At 73.8% G+C, this 18,197-nt stretch carries 19 protein-coding genes; 9 read left to right on the top strand and 10 right to left on the bottom strand.

Annotated features, from left to right (window positions below):
- Nucleotides 1-170: 170 nt before the first annotated feature.
- The gene (locus K7640_RS11180) at nucleotides 171-1,316 is read left to right on the top strand and encodes a cellulose binding domain-containing protein (protein WP_222954685.1); all 1,146 of its coding nucleotides are present in this window, start codon (nucleotides 171-173) and stop codon (nucleotides 1,314-1,316) included.
- Between the two features lie 98 nt (nucleotides 1,317-1,414).
- Here the strand turns inward: K7640_RS11180 and K7640_RS11175 are convergent, their stop codons facing one another.
- Complete coding sequence (locus K7640_RS11175) at nucleotides 1,415-2,200, bottom strand: aldo/keto reductase (protein WP_222954684.1); 786 nt, start codon at nucleotides 2,198-2,200, stop codon at nucleotides 1,415-1,417.
- A 116-nt stretch (nucleotides 2,201-2,316) separates the two neighbouring features.
- Here K7640_RS11175 and K7640_RS11170 point away from each other — a divergent pair, with 116 nt between their 5' ends.
- Together K7640_RS11170 and K7640_RS11165 are read left to right on the top strand one after the other, a co-directional pair.
- Entirely contained in the window at nucleotides 2,317-3,339 is a 1,023-nt protein-coding gene (locus tag K7640_RS11170) for a DNA polymerase ligase N-terminal domain-containing protein (protein WP_222954683.1), read from the top strand.
- A 19-nt stretch (nucleotides 3,340-3,358) separates the two neighbouring features.
- Entirely contained in the window at nucleotides 3,359-4,540 is a 1,182-nt protein-coding gene (locus K7640_RS11165; protein WP_222954682.1) for a threonine synthase, read from the top strand.
- Nucleotides 4,541-4,593: 53 nt separating this feature from the next.
- Here K7640_RS11165 and K7640_RS11160 read toward each other — a convergent pair whose 3' ends face one another.
- Both K7640_RS11160 and K7640_RS11155 read right to left on the bottom strand, forming a co-directional pair.
- Nucleotides 4,594-6,378 carry a glycoside hydrolase family 15 protein gene (locus K7640_RS11160; protein ID WP_222954681.1) on the bottom strand — a complete coding sequence of 595 codons (1,785 nt, stop codon included), beginning with the start codon at nucleotides 6,376-6,378 and terminating at the stop codon, nucleotides 4,594-4,596.
- Between the two features lie 63 nt (nucleotides 6,379-6,441).
- Complete coding sequence (locus K7640_RS11155) at nucleotides 6,442-6,834, bottom strand: cupin domain-containing protein (protein WP_222954680.1); 393 nt, start codon at nucleotides 6,832-6,834, stop codon at nucleotides 6,442-6,444.
- A gap of 318 nt (nucleotides 6,835-7,152) precedes the next feature.
- Here K7640_RS11155 and K7640_RS11150 point away from each other — a divergent pair, with 318 nt between their 5' ends.
- Nucleotides 7,153-8,268 (top strand): beta family protein, encoded by a 1,116-nt coding sequence (locus K7640_RS11150; protein ID WP_222954679.1) that lies wholly within the window; start codon nucleotides 7,153-7,155, stop codon nucleotides 8,266-8,268.
- Here the strand turns inward: K7640_RS11150 and K7640_RS11145 are convergent.
- A complete protein-coding gene (locus K7640_RS11145; protein WP_222954678.1) occupies nucleotides 8,252-8,533 on the bottom strand; it encodes an iron-sulfur cluster biosynthesis family protein in 282 nt (93 codons plus the stop codon). The genes K7640_RS11150 and K7640_RS11145 overlap by 17 nt on opposite strands.
- Before the next feature lie 248 nt (nucleotides 8,534-8,781).
- Here K7640_RS11145 and K7640_RS11140 point away from each other — a divergent pair, with 248 nt between their 5' ends.
- Together K7640_RS11140 and dacB are read left to right on the top strand one after the other, a co-directional pair.
- A complete protein-coding gene (locus K7640_RS11140; RefSeq protein ID WP_222954677.1) occupies nucleotides 8,782-9,507 on the top strand; it encodes an MIP/aquaporin family protein in 726 nt (241 codons plus the stop codon).
- Between the two features lie 64 nt (nucleotides 9,508-9,571).
- Nucleotides 9,572-11,152: a D-alanyl-D-alanine carboxypeptidase/D-alanyl-D-alanine-endopeptidase gene (gene dacB / locus K7640_RS11135; protein ID WP_222954676.1), complete on the top strand. Its 1,581-nt coding sequence runs from the start codon at nucleotides 9,572-9,574 to the stop codon at nucleotides 11,150-11,152.
- Between the two features lie 48 nt (nucleotides 11,153-11,200).
- On the opposite strand, the gene K7640_RS11130 is transcribed toward dacB, so the two are convergent.
- The 3 genes from K7640_RS11130 to K7640_RS11120 form a co-directional block, all read right to left on the bottom strand.
- A complete protein-coding gene (locus K7640_RS11130) occupies nucleotides 11,201-11,515 on the bottom strand; it encodes a hypothetical protein (protein WP_222954675.1) in 315 nt (104 codons plus the stop codon).
- A gap of 114 nt (nucleotides 11,516-11,629) precedes the next feature.
- Complete coding sequence (locus tag K7640_RS11125) at nucleotides 11,630-12,625, bottom strand: hypothetical protein (protein WP_308042515.1); 996 nt, start codon at nucleotides 12,623-12,625, stop codon at nucleotides 11,630-11,632.
- A 121-nt stretch (nucleotides 12,626-12,746) separates the two neighbouring features.
- Nucleotides 12,747-13,340: a pentapeptide repeat-containing protein gene (locus tag K7640_RS11120; RefSeq protein WP_222954674.1), complete on the bottom strand. Its 594-nt coding sequence runs from the start codon at nucleotides 13,338-13,340 to the stop codon at nucleotides 12,747-12,749.
- A gap of 67 nt (nucleotides 13,341-13,407) precedes the next feature.
- On the opposite strand from K7640_RS11120, the gene K7640_RS11115 reads away from it, so the two are divergent.
- Together K7640_RS11115 and K7640_RS11110 are read left to right on the top strand one after the other, a co-directional pair.
- Nucleotides 13,408-14,640 (top strand): serine hydrolase, encoded by a 1,233-nt coding sequence (locus K7640_RS11115; protein ID WP_222954673.1) that lies wholly within the window; start codon nucleotides 13,408-13,410, stop codon nucleotides 14,638-14,640.
- A gap of 78 nt (nucleotides 14,641-14,718) precedes the next feature.
- Complete coding sequence (locus tag K7640_RS11110) at nucleotides 14,719-15,360, top strand: NAD(P)-dependent oxidoreductase (RefSeq protein WP_222954672.1); 642 nt, start codon at nucleotides 14,719-14,721, stop codon at nucleotides 15,358-15,360.
- Nucleotides 15,361-15,362: 2 nt separating this feature from the next.
- Here K7640_RS11110 and K7640_RS11105 read toward each other — a convergent pair whose 3' ends face one another.
- Nucleotides 15,363-15,827, bottom strand: a complete 465-nt coding sequence (locus tag K7640_RS11105) for a PPOX class F420-dependent oxidoreductase (protein WP_222954671.1) — start codon at nucleotides 15,825-15,827, stop codon at nucleotides 15,363-15,365.
- A gap of 55 nt (nucleotides 15,828-15,882) precedes the next feature.
- Nucleotides 15,883-16,524: a DUF6642 family protein gene (locus K7640_RS11100; RefSeq protein ID WP_222954670.1), complete on the bottom strand. Its 642-nt coding sequence runs from the start codon at nucleotides 16,522-16,524 to the stop codon at nucleotides 15,883-15,885.
- Nucleotides 16,525-16,743: 219 nt separating this feature from the next.
- On the opposite strand from K7640_RS11100, the gene K7640_RS11095 reads away from it, so the two are divergent.
- A complete protein-coding gene (locus tag K7640_RS11095) occupies nucleotides 16,744-17,526 on the top strand; it encodes a D-Ala-D-Ala carboxypeptidase family metallohydrolase (protein ID WP_222954669.1) in 783 nt (260 codons plus the stop codon).
- Between the two features lie 128 nt (nucleotides 17,527-17,654).
- Here the strand turns inward: K7640_RS11095 and K7640_RS11090 are convergent, their stop codons facing one another.
- Nucleotides 17,655-18,101 carry a hypothetical protein gene (locus K7640_RS11090; protein WP_222954668.1) on the bottom strand — a complete coding sequence of 149 codons (447 nt, stop codon included), beginning with the start codon at nucleotides 18,099-18,101 and terminating at the stop codon, nucleotides 17,655-17,657.
- Nucleotides 18,102-18,197 lie beyond the last annotated feature (96 nt).

Below are 18,197 nucleotides of genomic sequence, written 5' to 3'. Positions count from 1 at the left end.
CAGGCCGGGCCGTCGATCGGCCGCCCGCCACCAGCCGTTCCGCGCCGGGCCGGACCCGGCGCGGTTGCGCAACGGTTTCAGGCATGTAAATGTGTCGGTTGAACCTGGGAGCGCTCCCGGCCGTATCCCCCGACCCGTTCGGCGCGCCCACGCCGTAGCCAAGGAGCATCATGAGACGTCCCCTCCGGGCCATCGCCGCCGCCGGCCTGCTGGCCGCCGGCACGATCGTCGCCGTCGCCCTCGGCGGCAACGCCTCGGCCGACACCCAGATCTGCGAACAGTACGGCTCGACCGTCATCGGCAACCGGTACGTGGTGCAGAACAACCGCTGGGGCACCAGCGCCCAGCAGTGCATCAACGTCACCTCGACCGGCTTCTCCATCACCCGCCAGGACGGCGTCGCGCCGACCAACGGCGCACCGGTGTCGTACCCGTCGATCTTCTTCGGGTGCCACTACACCAACTGCTCGCCCGGCACCAACCTGCCGGTCCAGGTCAAGAACATCAGCAGCGCGCCGGGCAGCATCAGCTACAACTACGTCAGCGGCGCCACCTACAACGCCTCGTACGACATCTGGCTCGACCCCTCGCCCAAGCGGGACGGGGTGAACCAGATGGAGATCATGATCTGGCTGAACCGGCAGGGCTCCATCCAGCCGATCGGCTCCCCGGTCGGCAGCGCCAGCGTGGCCGGCCGCACCTGGGAGGTCTGGCGGGGCAGCAACGGCTCGAACAACGTGATCTCGTACGTCGCGTCGTCGCCGATCCCGAGCCTGAGCTTCGACGCGATGGCGTTCATCAACGACACCCGCAACCGTGGCGCGATCACCAACGACTGGTACCTGACCAGCATCCAGGCCGGCTTCGAGCCGTGGCAGGGCGGCGTCGGCCTCGCGGTGAACTCGTTCTCGCAGAGCGTCAACACCGGCGGCACCAACCCGCCGCCGACCACCACTCCCCCGCCGAACCCCACCACCCCGCCGCCGAGCGGCAGCTCGTCCTGCTCGGTGAAGTACACCTCGACCAACGTGTGGAACAACGGCTTCACCGCCGAGGTGACGATCACCAACACCGGCTCCGGCACCATCAACGGCTGGACGCTGAACTACAACCTGCCCGGCGGGCAGACCATCACCAACTCGTGGAACGCCACCGTGACGCAGAGCGGGTCGGCGGTGACCGCGCGCAACGCCGGCTACAACGGCACGCTGGCGCCCGGCGCCTCGACCAACTTCGGCTACCAGGCGACGCTCAGCGGCTCGTACTCCGCGCCGAGCAGCTTCAGCCTGAACGGCACCACCTGCGCCCGGGCCTGACCCGTCCGAATGATCGCCGGGGCCCCGCTTGACGCAGATGTGTTAAGCGGGGCCCCCGCCTATACCGAATGCGTTAAGCGGGGGCCCCTCCTTGCACCTCAGCCGCCGAGGGCGTCGATGTCGCGCATCTCCTCGGCGGTGAGCGAGAAGCCGAAGACGTCGGCGTTGGCCCGGATCCGGTCCGGGGTGACCGACTTCGGGATCACCACGATCTCGTGGTCGATGTGCCAGCGCAGCACCACCTGCGCCGGGGAGACGCCGTGCGCGCCGGCGATCCGGCTCAGCACCGGGTCGGCCAGGTCGCTGGTCTTGAACGGGCTGTAGCCCTCCAACACGACCCCCCGGTCCCGGTGCGCGGCGTGCACCTGCCGGTCGTACAACGCGGGGCTCCAGCGGATCTGGTTGACCGCCGGGTTCTCCTCGGTCGCCTGGATCAGCTCGTCGATCTGCGCGATCGAGTAGTTGCTCACCCCGACCGCCCGGGTCAGGTTCTCCTCCCGGGCGGCGAGCAGCTCCCGCCAGACCGGGATGTTGTCCGCCGGCGACGACGGCGGCCAGTGGATCAGCCACAGGTCCACGTGGTCGGTGTCCAGCGCGCGCAGGCTCGCCTCGATCGTCTCCCGTTCCCGGCCGACCCGGTCCGGGGGCAGCTTGGTGGTGATGAAGACGTCCTCGCGGCGCAGCCCGCTCTCCTTGATCGCCCGGCCCACCTCTTTCTCGTTGCCGTACATGGTGGCGGTGTCGATGTGCCGGTAGCCGGCGTCCAGCGCGGCCAGCACGGCGTCGTACCCGGCCTGGCCGGTGGCCTGCCAGGTGCCGAAACCGAGCAGCGGCATCCGTACGTCGCCGGGCAGCAGGGCGGTGGGCTGGTCAACGGTGGTCATGGCGGCTGTTCTACCCGTGATCCGGCCGGCCATGCCGGCGGCACGCCGCGCCCGGCCGGGCGGGAACCGGGCGGCGTGCCGTGCCGAGCGCCCCGTTCTGCCGCAGAATGCACAGAATGGCGGACCGGCTGGAGGAGTACCGGCGGCGACGGGACGCCCGGCGTACCCCCGAGCCGGTGCCGGAGCGCGGCCCCGCCCGGCGCGGCCGGGGCCGGGACCGGTTCGTCATCCAGCAGCACCACGCCCGCAGCCTGCACTGGGACCTGCGGCTGGAACGCGACGGGGTGCTGGTCTCCTGGGCGGTGCCGCGTGGGCTGCCCCGGGACCCCGGGCGCAACCACCTGGCCGTGCACACCGAGGACCACCCGATGGAGTACCTCACCTTCCACGGGGAGATCCCGGCCGGCGAGTACGGCGGCGGGAAGATGACCGTCCACGACACCGGCACGTACCGGACGGAGAAGTGGCGCGACGACGAGGTGATCGTGGTCCTCGACGGCCGGCGCACGCAGGGCCGGTACGTGCTGTTCGGCACCGGCGGCCGGGACTGGATGATCCGCCGCACCGACCCGCCGCCGCCCGGCTGGACGAGCATGCCGGAGCTGGTCCGCCCGATGCACCCCACGCCGGCCCGCCGGCTGCCCGGCGACGACGCCGACTGGGGGTACGAGCTGCGCTGGGACGGCGTGCGGGCGGTGGCGTACGTCTCCGGCGGGCGGCTGCGGCTGCTCGACGAGGCGGACCAGGAGATCACCGGGGGGTACCCGTGGCTGCGCGGCCTGGCCGAGGAGCTGGCGCCGACCGAGGCGGTGCTGGACGGCGTGCTGGTCCGCGTCGACGGCGCCGGCCGGGTGCGGGAGCCCACCCGGCGCGACGGGCAGTTCCTGCTGTTCGACCTGCTCTGGCTGGAGGGGGCGGGCAGCGTCGACCTGCCGTACGCGCAGCGCCGTGAGCTGCTCGACGGCCTGGCGCTGGCCGGGCCGCACTGGCAGACTCCGCCGTGGTTTCCCGGCGCCGGCGCCGACGCCCTGCGGGCCGGCCGGGAGCAGGGCCTGCCCGGGGTGGTGGCGAAACGCCTCGACTCGGTCTACGAGCCGGGCCGGCGCAGCCGGCAGTGGCGCAGCATCGACGCGAGCTGAGACCTGCGAGGAGCGCGACGTGTACCTGACCCACCTGGAATGCTCGCGCTGCGGCCGGGGCCACCCGGCGGACCAGCCGCAGAACCTCTGCGAGTGCGGCGCGCCGCTGCTGGCCCGCTACGACCTGGCCGCCGTGGCCGCGGCGGTCACCCCGGAGCGGTTCACCCTGCGGCCGGCGGACCTGTGGCGGTACCGGGAGCTGCTGCCGGTGGCCGATCCCCGGCACGTCACCACGCTTGGCGAGGGCTGGACGCCGCTGCTGCGCACCCCGGCGTACGGCGCCCGGATCGGCATCCCGGACCTGATCGTCAAGGACGAGGGGCTCACCCCGACCGGCTCGTTCAAGGCCCGGGGCGCGGCGGTCGGCGTGAGCCGGGCCCGGGAGCTGGGCGTCGAGCGGATCGCCATGCCGACCAACGGCAACGCGGGCGCGGCGTGGGCCACCTACGCGGCCCGGGCCGGGCTGGGCGCGACCATCGCCATGCCGCTGTCCGCGCCGACCATCTGCCGGCGGGAGTGCCTGGCCGCCGGGGCGGACCTGCGGCTGGTCGACGGCCTGATCGGCGACGCCGGCCGGCACGTGGCCGAGCTGGTCGCCGCCGGTGGGGTGTTCGACGCCGGCACGCTGCGCGAGCCGTACCGGCTGGAGGGCAAGAAGACGATGGGGTACGAGATCGTCGAGCAGCTCGGCTGGCAGGTGCCCGACGTGATCATCTATCCGACCGGCGGCGGGGTGGGGCTGATCGGCATCCACAAGGCCCTGCACGAGCTGCGCGAGCTGGGCTGGGTGGAGGACCGGTTGCCGCGGCTGGTGGCGGTGCAGTCCACCGGCTGCGCCCCGATCGTGCGCGCCTTCGCCGCCGGCGAGGACCGGGCCCGGCCGTGGGCCGACGCGTACACCGTCGCGTTCGGCATCACCGTGCCGGCGCCGCTGGGCGACGAGCTGATCCTGGCCGCGTTGCGGGACAGCTCGGGCACCGCGGTCGCGGTCGACGACGCGGAGATCCTGGCCGACCTGCGCGACTTCGCCGCCGTGGAGGGGTTGCTGCTCTGCCCGGAGGGGGCGGCCTGCCTGACCGCCGCCCGGCACCTGCGGGCCGGCGGCTGGATCCGGGCGGACGAGCGGGTGGTGGTGCTCAACACCGGCGCCGGCCTGAAATACCCCGAAACCATCGACGTCTCCACCGTGCCCGTGGTGTAAGGAAGGTGCCCTTGTTAACGCATTTTGTATAGCAGGGGCCCCCTGTTAACACCTCAGGTCCAGTCCGGGTCGGTGAGCCGCCAGGCGGCGTTGATCAGCCCGATGTGCGACAGTGCCTGCGGGGTGTTGCCGAGCTGCGCGCCGGTGGTCAGGTCGATCTGCTCGGCGAAGAGCCCGACGTCGTTGGCGTGCCCGAGCACCTTCTCGAACAGCACCCGGGCGCGCTCCCGCTCCCCGGCCAGCACCAGGCACTCCACCAGCCAGAACGAGCAGAGCACGAACCCGGCCGGGTCGGTGGCCCAGCGGCGTACCAGGCCGTCGTCGGTGCCCAGCTCGCGCTCGACGGCCTCGATGGTGGAGCGCATCCGCGGGTCCCGGGCGTCGAGGAAGTCCAGCACCGGCAGCAACAGGGCCGAGGCGTCCAGCTCGGCGGAGCCGAACGCCCCGGTGTACGCGCCGATCCGGTCGTTCCAGCCCTCCCGCAGCACGGTGCTCCGGATCTCGTCCCGGATGGCCGCCCACCGGCGCGGGTCGGCCCGCTCACCCAACCGGGGCGCCAGGGTGACCGCCTTCTCCAGGGCCGCCCAGCAGAGCACCTTGGACGACAGGTAGTGCCGTTCGGCGTCCCGGGTCTCCCACATGCCCCGGTCGGGCCGCCGCCAGTTCGCGGCGACCTCCTCGGCCAGCCCGACCACCATCTCCCGCAGTTGCTCGTCGAAGGGCTCGCCGAGGTAGTCGCGCAGCCGCCAGACCGCGTGCAGCATCTCCCCGGGCACGTCGAGCTGGCGTTGCCGCCAGGCGTCGTTGCCGACCCGGACCGGCCGGCTGCCGGCCCAGCCGCGCAGCTGGTCCTGCTCGTGCTCGGCGATGTCCCGCTCCCCCTCCAGGCCGAACAGCACCGGCACCGGCCGGTCGCCGATCCGGCCGATGGACCGGGCGGCCCAGGCGAACAGCCGGGTCGTCTCGTCGGGGCAGGCGGCCACCCAGAACGCGCGCATGGTCAGCGAGAAGTCGCGCAACCACGAGTAGCGGTAGTCGTAGTTGCGGTCGCCGCCGACCTGCTCCGGCAACGACGTGGTCAGCGCGGCCGCGACCGCGCCACTGCGGGTGTACGTCAGGCCGGTGAGCACGGTGGCGCTGAACCGGACCGGTTCGGGGTACCGCCCGTCGTAGGTGTGCGTCTCCCGGTACGCCTCCCAGGCCCGTACCGTCTCGGCGAGGGTGAAGACCGGGTCCAGCCGGGCCGGCGGCGGGCCGTACGCCGGGGCGTACGCCAGGTCGAAGCCGACCGTCTCGCCGGCGCCGACCTCGAAGCCGTGCCGGACCCCGTCGCGGTCGGCGCGTAGCCGCAGCCCGCCGCCGCGCAGGACCAGCGTGACCGGGCCGGCGGTGGCCAGCACCCCGCCGCCGTCCTGCTCGTGCAGGTACGGCGTGAGCAGGCCGTACTCCGGCCGTGGGGTGAAGTCCAGCCGCATCCGGACCCGGCCGCTGAGCCCCTCGACCACCCGCAGCAGCACCGCGGGTGAGTTCATGCCCAGCTGGTGCCCCCGGGCGCCGACCTCGGCGGCGAGCGCGTCGGTGACCGCGACGCTGCCCTCCGGGGTGTGGTGCACTGTGCGCAGCACCAGCGTGTCCGGGTGGTACGACCGCTCCACCCGGCCGGCGGCGAGCGGGGCGAGCCGCCAGTGGCCGGCGTCCGGGTCGAGGATCCGGCCGAACACCGACGGGCTGTCGAACCGGTCCGGGCACCACCAGTCGATCGAGCCGTCCCGGCCGACCAGCGCGCCGGAGCGGCAGTCGGAGAGGAACCCGTAGTCGGAGATGGCCGGCTGCTCCACGAGCGCCGGGTACCCGTCCCACGCGCCGGGATGCTTCCGGGAGCGGGACGGGGCAGCTCCGGGTCAGGAGGTCGGCGGCTCGTCCTCGCCGGCGGCCTCGGCCGCGTCGGCCTCCTCCTTGGTCCGGTGGACCACCTGGTCGGCGTGCTCCGGCGGCCCGTACACGGTGTAGAGCACCAGCGGGTTCGGCCCGGTGTTGACGAAGTTGTGCTTCGTGCCGGCCGGCACGACCACCAGGTCGCCCGCGACGACCTCCTTCTTCTCGCCGGCCACCCGGGCCTCGCCGGTCCCGCTGACGAAGGTGAGGATCTGGTCGATGCCCTCGTGGACCTCCTCGCCGATCTCGCCACCCGGCGGGATGGTCATGATCACCAACTGGCTGTGTCCGCCGGTCCAGAGCACGCGCCGGAAGTCCGGGCTCTTCTCCGCGACGGTTGCGATCGTGTAATGCTCCATGCCGCGCTCATACCCGGTGCGGGGGCGGCTCACGCCGGGACTGGCAGATGGTGGAATTCGCCACGGTTCCCAGGTTTGGTCGCGCCGGATCGGGGGATCGAGTGCTACGACCGGTGCGGGCGCGCACCGGTCGGTGCCAGGTCCCCGCCGACGTACTCGCCGTCGGGCTGCGGTGGTGGGAGACGGCCGAGCGCGGCGACGTTGGGACTCGGGTCCGGCGGCGCCGTGCGCTCGTCTGCCCGCCGGCCGCCTTCCAGGGCAAGGGTTCCCGGCCCGAAAGGGCCTGTGCGGAACGCTCCCGTCTGGCTACATTGAGGTATGGTGCCCGCCTACGTGGGCCGGGCGGTACGACCACCTGGTGGTGGGCGCCTCGCTGCGGACCCGGTCTACCGGCCCGTTCTCCCGGGCCGGCGGGGCGAGCTGGAGGCGCTCGGTCACCTCGACCCGGCCGCGCTCCCGCTGCTCGCCCCGATCCTGGTGCTGTCGACCATGGACGGCTCCGTTGTGGACGGTCTGCGCCGGCTGCCCGAGGGCCTGCTGCCGGCGGTCGACGTCTCCGCCCTGCCGGAGGAGACCGCCGCCGAGGTGGTCCGGCTGGGCGTACCGCTGGTCCCGGTGATCGGGCTGGCGGACGCCGACCGCCGGATGCTGGCGCACGGGCTGGCCGCGCGGGCGTACGCCCGGCGGGCGGTGGTCAGGTTGCGCACCGGCCAGGACCGCGCCGGCCCGGACGCCACGACCGCCGCGGTGGAGCGGGTCTGGCGGTTCACCGGCCTGGTGCCCGAGCAGTGCGACCTGCTGATCGACGCCGGGGACGTGTGCTGCCCGGCGGACGTGCGGCAGGCCGAGCCGCGGGCCCGCCGGCTGCTGGACTGGGCCCGCCGGCACGCCTGGCGCTCGGTGACGCTGGCGGCGGGCGGGTTGCCGCCGTCCCTGGCCCGACTGCCCACCGACGAGCCGGTACGGCTGCCGCGCTGGGACTGGCTGCTCTGGCAACGGCTCGCCGAGCTGGGCGTCGGGTACGGCGACTACGGGGTCGGCTGCGCGGCGCCGGGCTCGGCGCCGGCGGGTGACCGGCTGCCCACGGTGGCGTACACCGGCGACGCCGAGTGGTGGGTCTACCGCTGGTCGCGCCGGGGCGGGCGGGGCGACGAGCGCTTCGCGGACCTGTGCCGGGAGCTGGTCGCCGCGCCGCACTGGCCGGCCGCCGGGGCGGCGTTCTCCTGGGGCGACCACGAGCTGCTGCGCCGGGCGCGCCGGGGGGCCGGCGCGAGTTCCGCCGCGAACTGGATCGCGTGGAGCACCTCGCACCACCTGGCGTACGTGCTGCGCGCGCTCGCGGACCCGGCACCGGAGGGCGGGCCGGGCCCGTGGCGGACGGGCCGCGACACCGAGCGCGGGCGGCCCGCCCGGCGGATCACTCCTGCTCGCTGAACCCGAACTGGACGACCCCCTCGTCGTCGACCATCGCGTCGACCGAGGTCTCGCCGAGCAGCTCGGCCGCGTCGGAGTCGAGGAAGATCCGGGCGCCCTGGTTGTCCACCACCTGGTCGCCCTGCGCCGGCTCGGGCACCAGCTCGATGGTGAGCGAGCCGGCCTCGGTGTCGGCGGCGATGCGCAGCCCACCGGACTGGGCGACGTCCTGCTGTGCGGCGAGGTCGCGGATCACGAGCACGGCGTTGTCGGTCATGGTGAGCATGCTGAGGACTCCTCGTGGGTGTCGGATCACGGCCGTTCGACGGGGCCGGAGACGGCCCGTGCGTCGGGCCGGGAGCGCGGGGCCAGAACGGCCGCCGCGGGCGGGGTCGGGGCCGGCCGGGGCCGTCCCTCACCCCCCACGGTGCCCCCTGACCAGCCATCCGTCAAATAGAGCCGGGTGACTCGACAGCCGGGCGACACCCTGGGGATTTGGCCCGCAAATGTCGGATCCATCCATATGCTCAGGTCATGGACGCTGCCCGCCGGTACGCCGCCGAGTTCCTGGGCACCCTGCTGCTCGTCTTCTTCGGCGTCGGCAGCGCGGTCTTCGCCCGGGTGCAGGGCGGCGTGGTGGTGGTCGCGCTCGCGTTCGGCTTCGTCATGCTGGCGCTGGTCTACACGATCGGCCCGCTCTCCGGCAGCCACGTCAATCCCGCGGTGACGCTCGGGGTGCTGCTCTCCGGCAAGATCTCCCTGATCGGCGCGGTCGCGTACTGGATCGCCCAGTTCGCCGGCGCCACCGTCGCCAGCTTCGTGATCTGGGGGCTCACCCGATGGGGTGACGTGGTGGACCAGACCGGGGCGCTGGGCAGCAACGGCTACGGCGTGCACATCAACCGGGGCGGCGCCGCCGTGCTGGAGACGATACTGACGTTCCTGTTCGTCCTGGTGGTGCTGGTGGTGACCAGCCGGGCGGAGCACGCCGGCTTCGCCGGTCTGGCCATCGGGCTGGCGCTGGCCGCCGCGCACCTGGTGGGGGTGACCCTGGACGGCACCTCGGTCAACCCGGCCCGGTCGTTCGGCCCGGCCGTGTTCCAGGGCGGGACGGCGCTGCGCCAACTCTGGGTCTTCATCGCCTTCCCGTTGCTGGGTGGGGCGCTGGCCGCGCTGGTGGCACCGCTGATCATCCGGCGGAACCCGCGCTACCGGGCCGAGCCGGAGGAACCGGCCGGCCCGGCTCCGCGTACCGCCTGAACGTGGTAACAAATCTTCATCGCAGAGGCTTCACTGACAGAAAACTCCGTGCGAACATCGACAGATGCAACGACGTCTCTTCACCCGCGGGCTGGCGCTGACCGCGCTGCTCGTCGCCACCGCCGGCGCCGGCGCACCCGCCACCGCCGAGGCGCCCGACCCGGCACAGCTCCGGTTGCACGCCGCCATCGACGCGGTCCTCGCCGACCCCCGGCTGGACGGGGCGCAGGCCGGGGTGGTGGTGGTCGACACCGCCACCGGGGAGACGCTCTACGACCGCAACGGCGACCGCCGGCTGGTGCCCGCCTCCAACACCAAGCTGCTCACCTCCGCCGCCGCGCTGGAACTGCTCGGCACCGGCCACCGCTTCACCACCGACGTACGCAGCACCGGCAACCGCCGGGCCGGGGTGCTCTCCGGCGACCTCTACCTGCGCGGCGGCGGGGATCCCACGATGCTCGCCGCCGACTACGACGCGCTCGCCGCCCAGGTCGCCGCCGCGGGCGTCCGGATGGTCACCGGCAAACTGGTCGCCGACGACACCCGCTACGACGACACCCGGCTCGGGCCGGACTGGACCTGGGACGACGAGTCCTACTACTACGCGGCACAGGTCTCCGCGCTGACCGTCGCGCCGGACACCGACTACGACGCGGGCACCGTGATCATGCACGCCGCGCCCGGCGGCGCCGCCGGTGACCGGCCGACGGTGACCATGACCCCGGCCAACAACTGGGTGAAGATCGACAACCGGGCCGAGACGGTGACCGAGGGCGGCACCGAGCTCTCCTTCGAGCGGGAGCACGGCGGCAACACCGTCGTGGTGACCGGCCGGATCGCGCTCGGCGACGACCCGGTGGACGAGTGGATGACCGTGTGGGAACCGACCGGATACGCGGCCGACGTCTTCCGGGCCGCGCTGCGCCGGCACGGCGTCCGGGTGCTCGGCCCGACGGTCCTCGGCCGGGCCACCCCGGCCCAGGCGGCCCCGGTGGCCGAGCACGACTCGATGCCCCTCGGCGAGCTGATGACGCCGTTCCTGAAGCTGTCCAACAACGGGCACGCCGAGGTGCTGACCAAGGAGATCGGGCGGATCATCTCCGGCCGGGGCGCCTGGTCCACCGGGCTCGCCGCGATCAGCGAGTACGTCGCCGACGCCGGCATGGACACCGGCACGCTGCGCCAGCGCGACGGGTCGGGGCTGTCCCGACGCAACCTGATCCCGCCGGCCGAGTTCGTCTCGCTGCTCACCGCGGTCCGGGACGAGCCCTGGTTCGACACCTGGTACGCGGCGCTGCCCGTCGCCGGCAACGCCGAGCGGTTCGTCGGCGGCACGCTGCGCAGCCGGATGCGGGGCACCGCCGCCGCCAACAACGTGCACGCCAAGACCGGCAGCCTGACCGGGGTCTCCGGCCTCTCCGGGTATGCCACCGACGGCGCGGGTCACCTGCTGGCGTTCTCGATCGTGCTGAACAGCTACCTGGCGTCGTCGGTCAAGAGCCTGGAGGACCAGATCGCGATCGCGTTGGCGTCGTACCGGACGGGCGGCCCGACCACCGCGCGGGTGGCGGTCCCGGTCGCGCCGGAGGCCCCCCGCGTGCCGGAGGGCCTGGAGTGCTCGTGGGTGAAGCCGATCGCCTGCTGAGCGACCGCCGGTGCCCCGGGCCGGGGGACGGGGCACCGGCGGGTCGGGTCAGGCCACCGGCCGGGTGGGACCGGACGCCACCGGCGCCGCCGGGTCGCCCTGCGCCACCAGCGCGTCGATCTCCGCCGGCGGCAGGCCGCGCAGGGTCAGCACCCGCCGGCCCCACCGGTGCAGCCGGCACGGGTACGGGCTGGCGTCGTTGCGACACACCGTGCCACCCGACCAGCGCCGTGGCGCGTGCACCACCACCGCGCGGACGGCGAACTGGACGTCCTCGCCGGTCACGTACGGCGGCATCGGGATCTCCCGGAGCACGTCGGGACCCTCGGACGGCGGGGCGGATCGGACGGCACTGCTGGTCATCGGAACGGGCCTCCACAGAGGATGGTCGGAGCCGGACAGCCAGAAGTTACGGCCAGCTGACCGGCGGGCGACGGACAAACTGTCCCGCGCCCCGGACCGCTCCGGGCAGAACCCCTAGCGCAGCGCGAGGGCCTGGAGGTTCACGTTGCCGCACCGGGTGAACGACTCCTCGGTGGTCCACGCGATCAACAGCTTCGCGCCCCGGGCCGCCCGGAACCGGATGGTGAACTGCGCGGTGTGGGTGGTGTGCGGATCCTCCAGCCGCAGCGTGGTGGTCGGGCCGCCGCCGGAGAGCCGCACGTCCAGCCGGCCGCGGGCCATCCACACCCCGGCGTAGAGCACGGCGGTGCGGGTCGTCCCGTCGCCCGCCACCGACAGCCGGAAGCCGTTGCCCACGTCGCACGAGTACACCCCGGTCATGGTGGCGTCGACCCGGTCCACCGGGTCACCGTCGCGCCAGCTGAACCCCTCCGGGTTGGTGTCGTAGCCGGCCCGACCGCCGGGGCCGCCCTCGTCGGCGATCTCGCCGGAGCCGCCGCGCTTGCGCACCGCGGCCCCGCCACCCAGACCCCAGTGCGCCCAGTCGGTGCCGCCGACGGCGGTCAGGTCGACCACCGCCGGCACGTCGGTCTGGCCCACCGCGATCGGCGGTGGCATCGCCGGTGGCGGCGGCGCGGGAGACGCCGGCGGGCGGGTGGGCCGGGCCGAGGGTGTCGGGGCGGGTGGCCGGGTGCTCGGGTGCTGCTGCCGGGGGCGCAGCCCGGGCGAGGCCGCGTCGGCCGTCGGTGGGGCCGGGAAGGCGGCACCGGGCAGCCCGGTCCCCGGTGGGGCGCCGGCGGTCGACGGACCGGCCTCCCGGTCGCGCACCACGCCGAGGTAGTTGACCAGGGCGATCAGGCAGGCGAGCACGGCCAGCCCGACCAGCACGTCCACCCGGCGCCGGCCCCGCCCGGTCGGTGCCGGTCGGTGTGCGCCGTGGCCGGTTCCGCCGCCGGCCGCCCCTCGCCGCTCGCCGGCCTTCAGCGGCCGCAACTCGCCGGCCGGGTCCCGCTCCCCCACCCGCACCTCCGTCTCCCGGTGCTCCGCCCCACGGAACGCGAGGCCCCTCACGGTGTCATCGCCGGGGCGCTGCGCGCCATATGTCGGACGGTGGGCGTTTCCAGTTCGTTACCATCCGGTATTCCCGGGGCTGGGCCTGGCGCCCCGGCCGGGCACCGCGCCACCTGCGGGCTCAGCCGATGCGGAAGCCGAGCGCCTGGGCCAGCACGACCGCCTGCTCCGGGTCGATCAGCGCACCGGCCCGCTCCACCGCGCTCGGGTCGAGCGCGGTCAGGTCGCTGCCGCGCAGGTCGGCCCGGGTGAGCCGGCAGCCGTCGAGCTGCGCGCCGGAGAGGTCCACCCCGGTCACCGTGGCGTCGGTCAGGTCCGCCCCGACGAGGTCGGCCTCCCGCATCCGCACCCCGGTCAGCCGCGCGTCGCGCAGGTCGGCCCGGGTCAGGGTGACGAACGACCAGTCCCCGCCGTCGATCCGCAGCGGGCGCAGGTCGCAGTCGGTGAAGCTGCTGCCGACCAGCTTGCAGCCGGTGAACTCGGCGTCGAAGAAGTTGCACCGGCGGAAGGTGCACCGGATGAAGGCGGAGGCCGTGTGTCGGGAGGCGTTGAAGCGGACGTTGCCGAAGTCGCACTCGGTGAACACCGCGCCCTGGGTGAGCGCCTCGGTCAGGTCGACCCGCTGGAAGGAGCAGCGGACGAAGTGCCGGTCCACCAACTCCTCGGCATACCAGTCGTCGTCATGGAAGGTCGCGTCCTCGGTCGGCTCCGGCACCGACCCAGGCTAGCGCCGCCCACCGACACCCTTCCGATGCCGGAGTACCCACTAGTAGGTTCGACGGGTGACTGTGGCGCGCACCATCGACCCGGACCGGATCGGCTTCGACCCCGCGCGGCTGGCCCGCATCGACGAGCACTTCGGCCGGTACGTCGACGACGGCCGGCTGGCCGGCTGGCAGATCGTGGTGACCCGGCGCGGCGAGATCGCCCACTCGGCCACGTACGGGCTGCGCGACCGGGAGGCCGGCACGCCGGTCGAGGCGGACACGCTGTGGCGGATCTACTCGATGACCAAGCCGCTCACCTCGGTCGCCGCGATGATGCTCTGGGAGCAGGGCCGGTTCGAGCTGACCGACCCGATCAGCCGCTGGCTGCCGGAGTTCGCCGACGTCCGGGTCTTCGACAAGGGTTCGCTGCTCAAGCCGTACACCGTGCCGGCGGTCGAGCCGATCCGCATCTGGCACCTGCTCACCCACACCGCCGGCCTGACGTACGGCTTCGCGCAGACCTCGGTGGTCGACGGCCTGTACCGGAAGGCGGGCTTCGACCTGGGGGTGCCGCCGGGCGCGGACCTGGCCGCGGCGTCGGCCGGCCTGGCCCGGCTGCCGCTGCTGTTCCAGCCGGGCACGAGCTGGAACTACGGCGTCGCCACCGACGTGCTGGGCCGGCTGGTGGAGGTGGTCTCCGGGCAGTCCCTGGACGTGTTCCTGGCCGAGCGGATCCTGCGCCCGCTGGGCATGACCGACACCCGCTGGTGGGTCGACGAGACGGACGCCAAGCGGCTGGCCGCCCTCTACGCCCCGCACCCGGCCACCGGGCAGGCGGTCCGGGCCGACGGCATCGGCCGGGCCGCGCTGACCGAGCCGAGCTGGTTCTCCGGCGGTGGCGGGCTGGTCTCCACCGCCGCCGACTACCACCGGTTCACCCAGTTGCTGCTGCGCGGCGGCGAGCTGGACGAGGTCCGCCTGCTGGGCCCGCGCACGGTGCGCTTCATGACCCGCAACCACCTGCCGGGCGGCGGCGACCTGGCCTCCTTCGCCCCGGAGGGGTTCTCCGAGACGATCCTCGACGGCATCGGCTTCGGGCTGGGCTTCGCCGTGGTGCTGGACCCGGTGCCGTCGCGGGTGCCGAGCAGCGTCGGCGAATTTTACTGGGGCGGGCTGGCCAGCACCGCGTTCTGGGTGGACCCGGTGGAGGAGGTCACCGCGCTGCTGTTCACCCAGCTGATGCCGTCGAGCACGTACCCGCTGCGCTCGCAGCTGCGCCAGCTGGTCTACGCCGCGCTGATCGACTGAGCCGTTACCGCCCGCCGACGCCCGCCGCCTCCCTAGCCTGGGAGGCGGACGGTGGCACGGGCGGGAGGCGGTCAGGCGATGAGCAACGTGGTGGTGTTCGGTGCCGGCGGCACCGCGGGGTCGCGGATCACCGCCGAGGCGTTCGACCGGGGGCACCGCGTCACCGCCGCGGTGCGCCGCCCGGAGGCGACCAACTACCTGCCGGCCGGGGTACGGCTGGTCACCGGCGACGTCACCTCGGCGCGCAGCGTACGGGAGTTGGCGCCGGACGCGGACGTGCTGGTGGTGGCGGTCGGCGGCGGTGAGCGGGCGCTCTGGCGCGACGCGGCGCAGAACCTGGTCACCGTGCTGCGCGACCTGCCGGCGCCCCCGCGGATCATCCACGTGGGGGGCGGGTCGACGCTGCTCACCCCGCAGGGCACCCCGTTCCTCGACGAGCCGGACTTCCCCGACGAATATCGGGACGCGGCGTTGGGACAGGCCGACGCGCTGGCCGTCTACCGCACCGCCGCCGACGGCGTGACCTGGACGTACGTCTCGCCGCCGCCGCTGGAGTTCCACCCGGGCGAGCGGACCGGTCACTACCGGACCGGCACCGAGCAGCCGGTGACCGACGCGCAGGGCCGCTCGGTGCTCACCTACGAGGACCTGGCGGTGGCGGTCGTCGACGAGATCGAGCAGCCGCGGTTCGAGAACATGCGGTTCACCGCCGCGTACTGAGCTCAGTCGGCCAGCCGGGCGGGGAAGCCGCCGGTGGCGATCGGCCCCCACGCCTCGATGGTCACCCGGATCAGCGACTTGCCCTGCCGGACCATCGCCGCCCGGTACTCGTCCCAGTCCGGATGCTCCCCGGAGATGCTGCGGAAGTATTCGACGAGCGGTTCCAGCGCAGCCGGCAGGTCCAGCACCTCGGCGGTGCCGTCGACCTGCACCCACGGGCCGTTCCAGTCGTCGGAGAGCACGCAGGCCGAGACCCGGGGGTCGCGCCGGATGTTCGTCACCTTGGCCCGCTCGGGATAGGTGGAGATCACCAGCCGGCCCTGCGCGTCGACGCCGCCGGAGACCGGCGAGGACTGCGGCCGGCCGTCGGCCCGGGTGGTCATCAGCAGCACCCGGTGCCGGGGGCGGAGGAACTCGGTGAGCGCGTCCCGGTCGACGCGGGTGTTGCTCGCGATGCTGCGTGCCATGTGTCGGTTCTACCAGCCGCCGGCGCCGGCCGCCCGGGCCGGGAGCCGGTGCGGCTCAGCGCGGGCGGCCCAGGGCCCGGCGGGCGGTGGCCTGGTTGGGCACCCGGGGGCGGCCGCTGGGCCGCCAGGCCCGGCCGTTGGCGTAGATCACCCGGAAGCCGAGGTACGAGGCGAGCGGCGCCCAGTGCGCCGAGCCCATCCGCAGCTCGGCGGCGTTGTGCCGCTGGCCGTTGGCGAGCACGTCGAGCAGCACCGTTTCGAAGGCGGCCGATTCAACCCAGTCGACATCGCGGGTAAAACCGCAGATCAGAGCGGCTCCGGTGACCTCCAGGAAATCGCGCAGCGTGGCGTCGGAGGCACGCAGCACCGAGCAGCTGCCGAAATAGAGTCGGCGCCCGTCGCACCGGCCGGCCATCCGTTCCGCCACGTCGGTCAGCTCGACCGAGTCCCAGTCGGTCAGGCAGAGCCGGCTGGGTTCGCCGTGCATGGCGAAGAAGCCGACCCGGTAGTCGGCGTACTGCTTGAGCAGCCAACGGTCCAGGAAGTAGAAGAGCTCGTCGCGGGTGGCGGCGTCCTTGTGGATGAAGCGGATCCGGCCGAGTCGTTCGAGCAGCTCCAACGTGGGCAGCACCGAACCGCGCTCGTTCAGATCGCGGTGCCACTGCCCCTCGACGCAGAAGACCCCTCCGCGCGCCACGCCCACCTCCCCCGTCCGCGGGCCCGTCGTGACGGTACCTCGCGGCGGGAAAGGGAGGGGAGTCACCCACGGTGGCGGTACGCCACCTTTACGGCATCGCGCGGCGGCGCGAGCGATTCTCACCATTTGCCATCAAATGCGAGCGGAGCTTGCGAGGGTGATGGCGACGCCGACCGGCGTCCCGCCATTCCATTTCGCTCCGCAACCTGGAGGATTCCCGTGCGTCTCACCATTGTGCGCCGAGCCGCCGTCGCGCTCGCCCTGGCCCTACCCGGAGCGGCGATCGCCACCCTGGCCGCCGCGCCGGCCGCCCACGCCGACGGCTGCTACACCTGGAAACGCACCCTCAGCCAGGGGCGCACCGGTGCGGACGTCCGCCAACTCCAGATCCGGGTCGCCGGCTGGGCGGGCTACCGGGACGTCGTCGAGAACGACGGCCGGTACGGGCCGAAGACCGCCGCCGCCGTCCGGCGCTTCCAGGCCGCGTACGGGCTGAGGGTCGACGGCGTCGCCGGCCCGCAGACCTTCGGCAAGTTGTACGAGCTCCAGGACGACGACTGCACACCCCGGCACTTCGACTACGCCCAACTGGACGACGGTTGCGGGCGGACCGGGTGGAACGGCGGGCCGCTGTCCGCGCCGCGTACCCGGTTCAACAGCGTGCGGACCATGTGGAAGCTGGAGGCGCTGCGCCGCGGCCTGGGCGACAAGCCGCTCTCCGTGTCCAGCGGGTTCCGCAGCCGGGCCTGCAACAACCGGGCCGGCGGGGCCGGCGACAGCCAGCACCTCTACGGCAACGCCGCCGACGTGACCGCCCGCGGCGTCTCCCTCTGCCAGATCGCCCGGCAGGCCCGCAACCACGGGTTCAGCGGCCTCTACGGGCCCGGCTACCCCAACCACGACGACCACGTGCACCTGGACTCCCGGCGGGAAAACAACGACGACCGGTCCCGGAACACGACCAGCTGGTCCGCGTCGGAGTGCGGGATCCGCGGCAGGTGAGCGACGCCGGCCCGGCCCCGGGTGGGGGTCCTGGGCCGGGCCGGCGTCGCGGCACCCGGGCGATCGGGCGTACCCCCGATCCGGCCACCACGGCCGGGCCGTCTCCCCGACGCCCGGCCGCGGCGCCGTCAGCTCGCCCGGGGCCAGCGCGGCGCGGCGGCCGGGGCCGGCCGACCGGGCCCGCCGGGCCGGAAGGCGGGCCGCGCCGCGGGCGGGACACCCCGGCCGACCGGGCCGCGCGGGGCGGAGACGGCGGTACGGTCCGGGCGCGCCGGACCGTTGATCACGAACGGGAAGGGCACGTGCACGAACGGGTTGCCGTGCCGGATCAGCGCCTCGATCTGACGCTCGTTGAGCCCGTGCGCCTCCAGCACCCGCCGGCCCCACCGGTGCAGGCGGCAGGGGTAGGTGGCGCCGTCGTTGCGGCACAGCGATCCGCTCGGCCACTCCTCGGCGGTGTGCACGACGACCGCGCGCACCGCGAGCCGGACGTCCTCGGGGGTCAACGGCGCCGGCACCGGCACCTCGCCCAGGATCAGGTCGATGGGATCCGTCGACTGCTCACCAACTCGCACGGCAGGCCTCCCGCAGCTCGGCATCGGTGACGGCGGAAGCGCCGTACCGCATCCTCGGCAGGTGGTACGGAGGGTGAGCGGCAGCGGTTCAAACCC

The organism is Micromonospora sp. PLK6-60 (assembly GCF_019890675.1).
Lineage (GTDB): Bacteria > Actinomycetota > Actinomycetes > Mycobacteriales > Micromonosporaceae > Micromonospora.
Note: the sequence above shows the minus strand (reverse complement) of the source record. Positions and strands in the feature narration are given on the sequence as shown.

Coding starts and splice junctions, on each gene's coding strand:
- K7640_RS11180 (WP_222954685.1), top strand. CDS start 171: ATGAGACGTCCCCTCCGGGCCATCGCCGCCGCCGGCCTGCTGGCCGCC.
- K7640_RS11175 (WP_222954684.1), bottom strand. CDS start 2,200: ATGACCACCGTTGACCAGCCCACCGCCCTGCTGCCCGGCGACGTACGG.
- K7640_RS11170 (WP_222954683.1), top strand. CDS start 2,317: ATGGCGGACCGGCTGGAGGAGTACCGGCGGCGACGGGACGCCCGGCGT.
- K7640_RS11155 (WP_222954680.1), bottom strand. CDS start 6,834: ATGGAGCATTACACGATCGCAACCGTCGCGGAGAAGAGCCCGGACTTC.
- K7640_RS11150 (WP_222954679.1), top strand. CDS start 7,153: ATGGTGCCCGCCTACGTGGGCCGGGCGGTACGACCACCTGGTGGTGGG.
- K7640_RS11145 (WP_222954678.1), bottom strand. CDS start 8,533: ATGCTCACCATGACCGACAACGCCGTGCTCGTGATCCGCGACCTCGCC.
- K7640_RS11140 (WP_222954677.1), top strand. CDS start 8,782: ATGGACGCTGCCCGCCGGTACGCCGCCGAGTTCCTGGGCACCCTGCTG.
- dacB (WP_222954676.1), top strand. CDS start 9,572: ATGCAACGACGTCTCTTCACCCGCGGGCTGGCGCTGACCGCGCTGCTC.
- K7640_RS11130 (WP_222954675.1), bottom strand. CDS start 11,515: ATGACCAGCAGTGCCGTCCGATCCGCCCCGCCGTCCGAGGGTCCCGAC.
- K7640_RS11110 (WP_222954672.1), top strand. CDS start 14,719: ATGAGCAACGTGGTGGTGTTCGGTGCCGGCGGCACCGCGGGGTCGCGG.
- K7640_RS11105 (WP_222954671.1), bottom strand. CDS start 15,827: ATGGCACGCAGCATCGCGAGCAACACCCGCGTCGACCGGGACGCGCTC.